The sequence below is a fragment of the Streptomyces iranensis genome (assembly GCF_017874715.1).
GTDB lineage: Bacteria > Actinomycetota > Actinomycetes > Streptomycetales > Streptomycetaceae > Streptomyces > Streptomyces iranensis.
Window position 1 is genome coordinate 474,069 of the sequence record NZ_JAGGLR010000005.1, and the last position, 7,270, is coordinate 481,338.

Annotated in this window: 5 protein-coding genes; 2 read left to right on the plus strand and 3 right to left on the minus strand. The window is 73.1% G+C overall.

The window, feature by feature from the left end:
• Positions 1-100: 100 nt before the first annotated feature.
• Positions 101-2,419 carry a xyloglucanase gene (locus tag J2Z30_RS12070; protein WP_345659968.1) on the minus strand — a complete coding sequence of 773 codons (2,319 nt, stop codon included), beginning with the start codon at positions 2,417-2,419 and terminating at the stop codon, positions 101-103.
• Between the two features lie 258 nt (positions 2,420-2,677).
• On the opposite strand from J2Z30_RS12070, the gene J2Z30_RS12075 reads away from it, so the two are divergent.
• Positions 2,678-3,910, plus strand: coding sequence for a glycoside hydrolase family 10-like protein (locus tag J2Z30_RS12075; RefSeq protein ID WP_044568672.1), 1,233 nt, complete (start codon positions 2,678-2,680; stop codon positions 3,908-3,910).
• 154 nt (positions 3,911-4,064) lie between these two features.
• Here the strand turns inward: J2Z30_RS12075 and J2Z30_RS12080 are convergent, their stop codons facing one another.
• Positions 4,065-4,271: a DUF1918 domain-containing protein gene (locus J2Z30_RS12080; protein ID WP_044568670.1), complete on the minus strand. Its 207-nt coding sequence runs from the start codon at positions 4,269-4,271 to the stop codon at positions 4,065-4,067.
• Positions 4,272-4,320: 49 nt separating this feature from the next.
• Entirely contained in the window at positions 4,321-5,442 is a 1,122-nt protein-coding gene (locus J2Z30_RS12085; protein ID WP_078956532.1) for a DMT family transporter, read from the minus strand.
• Here J2Z30_RS12085 and J2Z30_RS12090 point away from each other — a divergent pair.
• Entirely contained in the window at positions 5,441-6,901 is a 1,461-nt protein-coding gene (locus tag J2Z30_RS12090; protein ID WP_044568669.1) for an aminotransferase-like domain-containing protein, read from the plus strand. The two genes, J2Z30_RS12085 and J2Z30_RS12090, sit on opposite strands and share 2 nt — an antisense overlap.
• The last annotated feature ends 369 nt before the right edge of the window (positions 6,902-7,270 follow it).

Sequence of the window (7,270 nt, forward strand, 5' to 3'; positions counted from 1 at the left end):
TGTCCGTTGTGCCGTCCCCCTGTCGCCGCAGACGTTACCTTCCGGTTATCGGTGGGGGGCGGGCCGGGTCCGGGAATCCGGCCCCGGCCCGCCCCCGCCGTCAGGAGATGTCGCCGCGCAGGATGCCGCGCCCGTTGGTGGCCATGTAGACCCGTCCGTAGACCCGTGGGTCGCCGGTGATCGAGGCGCCCGTCCAGCCCCACTGGTGGGCGTCGTCGTTGATCCGGGTCCAGCTCGCCCCGGCGTCGGTGGAGCGGAAGACGCCGCGTACGCCGCCGATTCTCGCGCTGGTGTAGAGCGTCTGGTACGAGGCGCCCGGCGCCGCCTTGCCGAAGCCGATGGTGTCCGCCTGCTGGACACCGCTCAGCTTGGTGAAGGTCGCGCCGGAGTCCGTGGAGTGCCACAGCCCGTACGCCCCGCCCGTGCTGCCGCCCGCGAGCCAGATGTCGCCCTCGGCGCCCGGCAGCGCCTTGAACCGCACCGGGCCGTCGGCCGGCAGCCCGGCGGACGCCCTGGCGGTGAAGGTGGCGCCGCCGTCGGTGGAGACGTAGAAGGTGCCCGCCTTGAAGCCGTAGAACTTCTTGGGGTTCTTGCGGTCGGATTCCACGGCCGCTCCGGCGGGGATGCCGCTCGACGCGGACCACGAGTTGCCGAAACCGGTGGTGTGGTAGACGGCCGGGGTGCCCTCCGGGGCCCAGACGAAGCCGCCGCCGTCCGCCGCCGCGGCCACCGTGCCGCCGCCGGTCACCCCGGACGGCTCGCTGCCCTGGAACCAGTTGGCGCCGTTGTCGGTCGAGAAGGCGATCCGCGGCGCGGAGTCGTTGTTGCCCACCCGGACCACGGTGTTCGGGTTGGTCTCGGCGTAGTCCAGGCTGGTGGTCGTGGTGAACGTGGGCGAGGTGTACATCCTCGCGGGCACCGCGTCGAGATCGGTGTGGCGGAAGCCCCCGATGTCACCGAGCGCGCTGAGCAGCGGGGCACCGGTGGGCGGGCTGGCCAGATCGTTGACCGCCGTCTCCTCCAGGCCCCTGACCATGGGCGTGATGGCGATTTTACCGCCCGTGTCCCAGTTTCCGAGGTTCTCCGTGCCGTAGACCGTCGCCCCCGTGCCGTACATCATCCGGTTGGAGTCGAAGGGGTCGATCTCCAGCGCCTCGGTCATCCAGCCCAGCTTCGGGGTGACTTCGGGCGGGGTGGGGTTGGTGCCGAAGGTCAGCCAGGGGACGGCACTGACGTCCTGGGTGTAGCGGAAGGACCGGTTCGGATAGCTGGTGAAGTCCCAGGCCCGGGTCCAGGTGGCACCCGAGTCGGTGGAGCGGAAGATCTGGGTGTCCGGCCACCAGGAGCTGTAGCCGGTCACCATCAGCGTGCCCGGCTTCTGGCGGTCCACCGTGAGTCCGCTGTAGCCGAAGTAGGTGTCGGCGTCCGCCATGGGGCTGATGTTCTTCCACTCCCCGGTGGCCGTGGTGTACCGCCACACCTGGCCCTTCTCCCCGTCGTACGGGCCGCCCTTGTCGCTGGTGGTCAGGTACAGATAGCCGTTCTTGGCGTCCAGGACACCCTTGTGGGAGAGATAGCCGGTGGGCTGCCCGGCCACCCGCGACCAGGTGGCGCCCGCGTCCGTCGAGCGGTAGACGGTGTTGTCCTTGTCGGCCACGCCCACGTAGATGGTCTTCGTGGCGCTGCCGGAGGAGCCGGTGCGCTCGTCGAAGGTCACCCACACCACGCCCTGGTTGTCGCTCAGATAGCCGCTGGTGTCGCTCGCGTCCTGGACGTATGTGCCGGGGTTGGGGAAGGACGTCACCTTCGACCAGGTGACACCGGAGTCGGTGGAGCGCCATAGTCCGTTGCCGCTCGGCGCGCCGAGGTAGAGCACGCTGTTCCGGTTGGGGTCCACGGCCAGCCGCTCACCCATGCCGCGGCCGGGCATGTTGCCGCCGAGCTTGAAGGGGAGGGTGGTGGACTGCCAGGTGGCGCCCCGGTTGGACGAGCGCAGGATCGCGCCGTTGCCCGGGTCCCAGCTGTTGGTGTACGTACCGGCCGCCACATAGACCTTGTCGGGATCCACCGAGTCGCTGGCCAGGCTCACCACCCCGGTCCAGCCCCAGTGGTCCCAGTCCAGCGAGTCCAGCAGCGGCACCCACCGCTTGCCGGACTGGTCCCAGCGGTACGCCCCGCCGATGTCGGTGCGGGCGTAGGCGAGATTCCTCTCCTTGCGGTTGAAGACGATGCCGGGGACGAAGCCGCCGCCGTCCACGCGGACGTTCTTCCAGGTGTAGGCGTCGGCCTGGGCGGTGCTCCGGGCGGGGGCGGCTTCGGGGCGGGCCGCGGCGGGGGAGGCCGCCGCGGTGAGTAAGCCGCCGACGAGTGCCAGCGCGGCCATGAGCGCGCCGACCGGTCTTCTGCCGTTGCTGCGCACGGGAACTTCCTCTCCGGACGTGGGGGTAGTGAGGCGTGAGGGCCATGCGGGCGAGGGTATTTGGGAGCGCTCCCATGCGTGCGTCATCCGATGCTAGCGGCCGTATGGCCGTGCGAGAAGGGTGAAGTCAAGGGGTCCTGGAGGGGGGGTTGGGCCTGACCGTCCCGGATTCGCGGTAAGCATTGCCGGGCGCCCCACAAGGGCCCCATCATCAGCGGGAGTTGCCGTGCAGGTCCCTGGGGCGAGGAGTTGAGTTTCATGGGTCGGATCACGCGCAGAAGTCTCACGGTGGCGGCCGCCGGAGCCCTGGCCGCCACCGTCACGGCGGGCGACGCGCTGGCGGAGGGGCGGGGCGGCGGGCACCGGCCCGAGTTCCGCGGGATGTGGCTGGCCACCGTGGCCAACCGCGACTGGCCGTCCAGGCCCGGTCTCCCCGCGGAGCAGCAGCGGGCCGAGCTGCTTGGCTTCCTCGACACCGCCGTGAGCCGCCGGCTCAACGCGGTGGTCTTCCAGGTGCGGCCGACGGCGGACGCGCTGTGGCCCTCACCGTACGAGCCGTGGGCGGAGTGCCTCACCGGCGTCCAGGGCAAGGACCCGGGCTGGGATCCGCTGGGCACCGCCGTGCGCGAGGCGCACCGGCGCGGTCTGGAGCTGCACGCCTGGTTCAACCCGTACCGGATCGCCAACCACACCGACCCCTCACGGCTGATCCCCACCCATCCGGCCCGGGTGCACCCCGAGTGGGTGGTGCCGTACGGCGGGAAGCTCTACTACAACCCCGGGCTGCCCGAGGTCCGCCGCTTCGTCCAGGACGCCATGCTGGACGCGGTCGCGCGCTATGACATCGACGCCGTCCACTGGGACGACTACTTCTACCCGTATCCGGTGGCCGGTCAGGTCTTCGACGACGACGCGGCGTACGAGCGCTACGGCGCGGGCTTCCCGGACCGCGCGGCCTGGCGGCGGAACAACATCGACCGCCTGGTGTACGAGACGGCCGTGCGGGTCAAACGGCGGGGGCGGCGGGTACGGTTCGGCATCAGCCCCTTCGGCGTCTGGCGCAACCAGGCCACCGACCCGCTTGGCTCCGCCACCACGGCCGGGGTGCAGACCTACGACGACCTCTACGCGGACACCCGTGGCTGGGTGCGGCGGGGATGGCTGGATTACATCGTCCCGCAGGTCTACTGGAACATCGGCTTCGCCGCCGCCGACTACGCCGCGCTCGTCCCCTGGTGGTCGGAGGCGGTCCGGGGCACCGGGGTGAACCTCTACATCGGCGAGGCGCTCTACAAGGCGGGCGATCCGGCGCAGCCGGCGCCCTGGCAGGACCCGGCGGAGCTGTCCCGGCACCTCACCTTCGACCGGGGCTTTCCCCAGGTGCGCGGCAATGTGTACTTCTCGGCGAAGGAAGTGGCCGCCGACCGCAACGGCGCCATGGCGCGTGTGGTCGCCGACCACTATCCGTATCGCGTACGTCCGCCCCGCTGACCTGGGCCCCTGCCCCGCTGACCCGGGTCCCTGCCCCGCGGGGACGGCCGCGGGGTGCCCTGCGGGCCGAGCGGCGGAGCCGCGTATTGATGCCGGGGGAAGGGGTGGGGAGGGGAAAGATCCGCCGCGGGCGTCAAGATCCGTCGGACACTCCCTAACGCTGCCCGGGTCCGGCGGCCAGGTGGCGGACGACCGAGTCGGGCCCGGGGGAGAACAGGCACTCGTGTCCGTCGTCCTCGTAACGCACGCGGTAGGGCGGTTCCCCGCTGTCCCCGAGCACTTCGATGATCTCCGCTACACGATCGTGAATTCCGACAACCCTGCCGTGCACCAGCAGCTTGTCGCCTACGGTCGCCTCCATGTGCGTGACCTCCCGTCCGCTGGAGGGCAATGCGATCCCTGAGGCCAGTCTATGGCTGGTTGTCCTGGTTTGCCCCCGCCGGGGAGTGATTCCGGTCCACCGCTTCGGCGAGCCGGTCGGCCCCTTCGGGGGTTTCGGACTTACGCGTCCGGCCGGGGCTGGAAGCCCGTACCACGCCCGCCGGGACCCGGGCCCGCTGTGTCACCCCGATGCACACCAGCACCGCGACGGCGGCGATCGGGGCGGCAGGGGTCAGCGTCTCGCCGAGCAGCAGGACCGACCACACCAGGGTGAGCAGCGGCTGGGCCAGTTGGAGCTGACTGGCCCTGGTCACCCCGATGGCGGCCATCCCCCGGTACCAGACGACCATGCCCACGAACTGCGAACCCACCGCCAGCCACAGCAGTCCGGCCACCGCGCGGCCGCCGAGATGGACGTCCTCGGCCGACAGCGCGAGCACCGCGCCCGGCACCGACAGCGGCAGACAGCCCACCAGCGCCCAGCCGATCACCTGCCAGCCCGGCATATGGCCGGCCAGCCGGCCGCCCTCGGTGTAGCCCGCGGCGCACATCAGCAGCGCGCCGAACAGATACAGATCGCCGGTGGTGGGCGCGCCGCCGCTCTGCTGCACCGCGAAGGCGATCACCACGGCCGCCCCGGCCAGCGCCGCGGCCCAGAACAGCCGTGAGGGCCGCACCCCGGTGCGTACGGTCGAGAAGGCGGCGGTGGTGAGCGGCAGCAGACCGACCACCACGGCCGCGTGTGCGGTGGTGGAGGTCTGAAGGGCGAGCGTGGTCAGCAGCGGGAAGCCCACGACGACCCCGGCCGTGACCACCAGCAGCCCCGGCCAGTGGCGGCGGTCCGGCACCGGGACCCGCAGGGCGGCCAGCGCCCCGCCCGCGATCAGCGCGGCGAGCACCACTCGGCAGGTGGTCACCGACCAGGGGCCGAGGCCGGTGAGCGCCCAGGCGGTGGCGGGGAAGGTGAGGGAGAAGGCGGCCACGCCGAGCGCGGCGAGCACGGTGCCGGTGGCGGACGGCGCCGGGGAGGCGGAGGTCGGGGAGGCCGGGGCCGAGGAGGTCGGGGCCGCTGGGGTGTCGTCCCGGCCCGGGGTGGGGCCGCCGCTCACCGCTATCGCACTGCTGTCAGTAGCGCTATCCTGTGCTCTCATGCAACAGCGTAGCAGTGTGGTCGATCTCGCGGAATCGCTGCGGAAGGATCTGAACCGCTACTCACCCGGAGAGAAGCTGCCGTCCAGCCGGGCCCTGGTCGAGCGCCACCGGGTGAGCCCGGTGACCGTCTCCCGCGCCCTCGCCGCACTGGCCGCCGAAGGGCTGGTGGTCACCCGTCCGGGCGCCGGTGCCTTCCGCGCCGAGCGTCCCCGGGCCGGGGCGCCCCGGCCCGGGGACACCTCCTGGCAGGAGGTCGCGCTCAGCGTGGAGACGGCCGGTGAGTCGGTGCCGCGCTCGGTGGACGCCTCCGGCGTCCTGGCCACGCTCGCCGCCCCACCGCCCGGGATCCTGGAGTTCAACAACGGCTATCTGCACTCCTCGCTCCAGCCCGAGCGGGCGCTGGCCGCCGCCCTGGCCCGCGCCGGGCGGCGGCCGGGGGCCTGGGGCCGCCCGCCGGTGGAGGGGCTCCCCGAACTGCGCGCCTGGTTCGCCCGGGAGATCGGCGGCCCGGCCGGGGCCCTCGGCGCCGCCGACGTCCTGGTCACCGCGGGCGGCCAGTCCGCGCTCACCAGCGCGCTGCGCGCCCTCGCCCCGCCCGGCGCGCCCGTCCTCGTCGAATCCCCGACCTATCCCGGGATACTCGCCGCCGCCCGCGCCTCCGGGCAGCGCCCCGTCCCCGTCCCGGTGGACGCCGACGGGGTGCGCCCCGATCTGCTCGCCGAGGCGCTGCGGGCGACCGGCGCCCGGGTCTTCGTCTGCCAGCCGCTGTTCCAGAACCCCACCGGTGCGACGCTCTCCGCCGAACGGCGCCGCGAGGTGCTCGCGATCGCCCGTGCGGCGGGCGCGTTCGTGGTGGAGGACGACTTCGCGCGCCGGCTCGTCCACGAGGATGCGCCCCTGCTGCCCGCCACCCTCGCCGCCGACGACCCCGACGGGGTGGTGGTCCACGTCTGCTCGCTCACCAAGGCCACCTCGCCCAGTCTGCGAGTGGCCGCGCTCGCCGCCCGTGGCCCCGTACTGGAGCGGCTGCGCGCGATCCAGGTGGTCGACAGCTTCTTCGTGCCCCGCCCGCTCCAGGAGACCGCCCTGGAACTCGTCGGCGCGCCCTCCTGGCCCCGCCATCTGCGCACCGTGGCCGCCGAATTGCACACCCGCCGCGAGGCGCTCGTCACCGCCGTACGGCGGGAGCTGCCCGCGCTTGAGCTGCGCCATGTCCCACCCGGCGGCTACCACCTGTGGCTGCGGCTGCCCCAGGGCACCGACGAGGCCGCCCTGGCCTCCGCCGCGCTGCGGGCCGGAGTCGCCGTCGCCCCCGGCCGCCCGTACTTCTGCGCCGAACCGCCCGCGCCCCATGTGCGGCTGAGCTTCGCGTCGGTGGCGGGCACCGGCGAACTGGCCGAGGGGGCGCGGCGGTTGCGCACCGCGTGCGAGGAGGTGCTGGCGGGGCCCCAGGTGTGATGTCCGACGGCACGTAACGCCTGCGGCGGGCTGCCCCCTTCCCCGCCCCTCCCCGAAACCGGGTCTCCACCCCGGGCCCCGGCCCGGGGCTGCGCCTCAGGTCTCGGCCCGGGGCTGCGCCCCAGACCCCAGTCCGGGGCTGCGCCCCAGACCCCAGTCCGGGGCTGCGCCCCAGACCCCGAAACCGGGGCTGCGCCCCAGATCCCGGCCCGGGGTTGCGCCTCAGGTCTCGGGCTGGGGTTGGGCCTCAGACCCCGAAACCGGGGCTGCGCCTCAGACCCCAGTCCGGGGCTGCGCCCCAGACCCCGAAACCGGGGCTGCGCCCCAGATCCCGGCCCGGGGTTGCGCCTCAGGTCTCGGGCTGGGGTT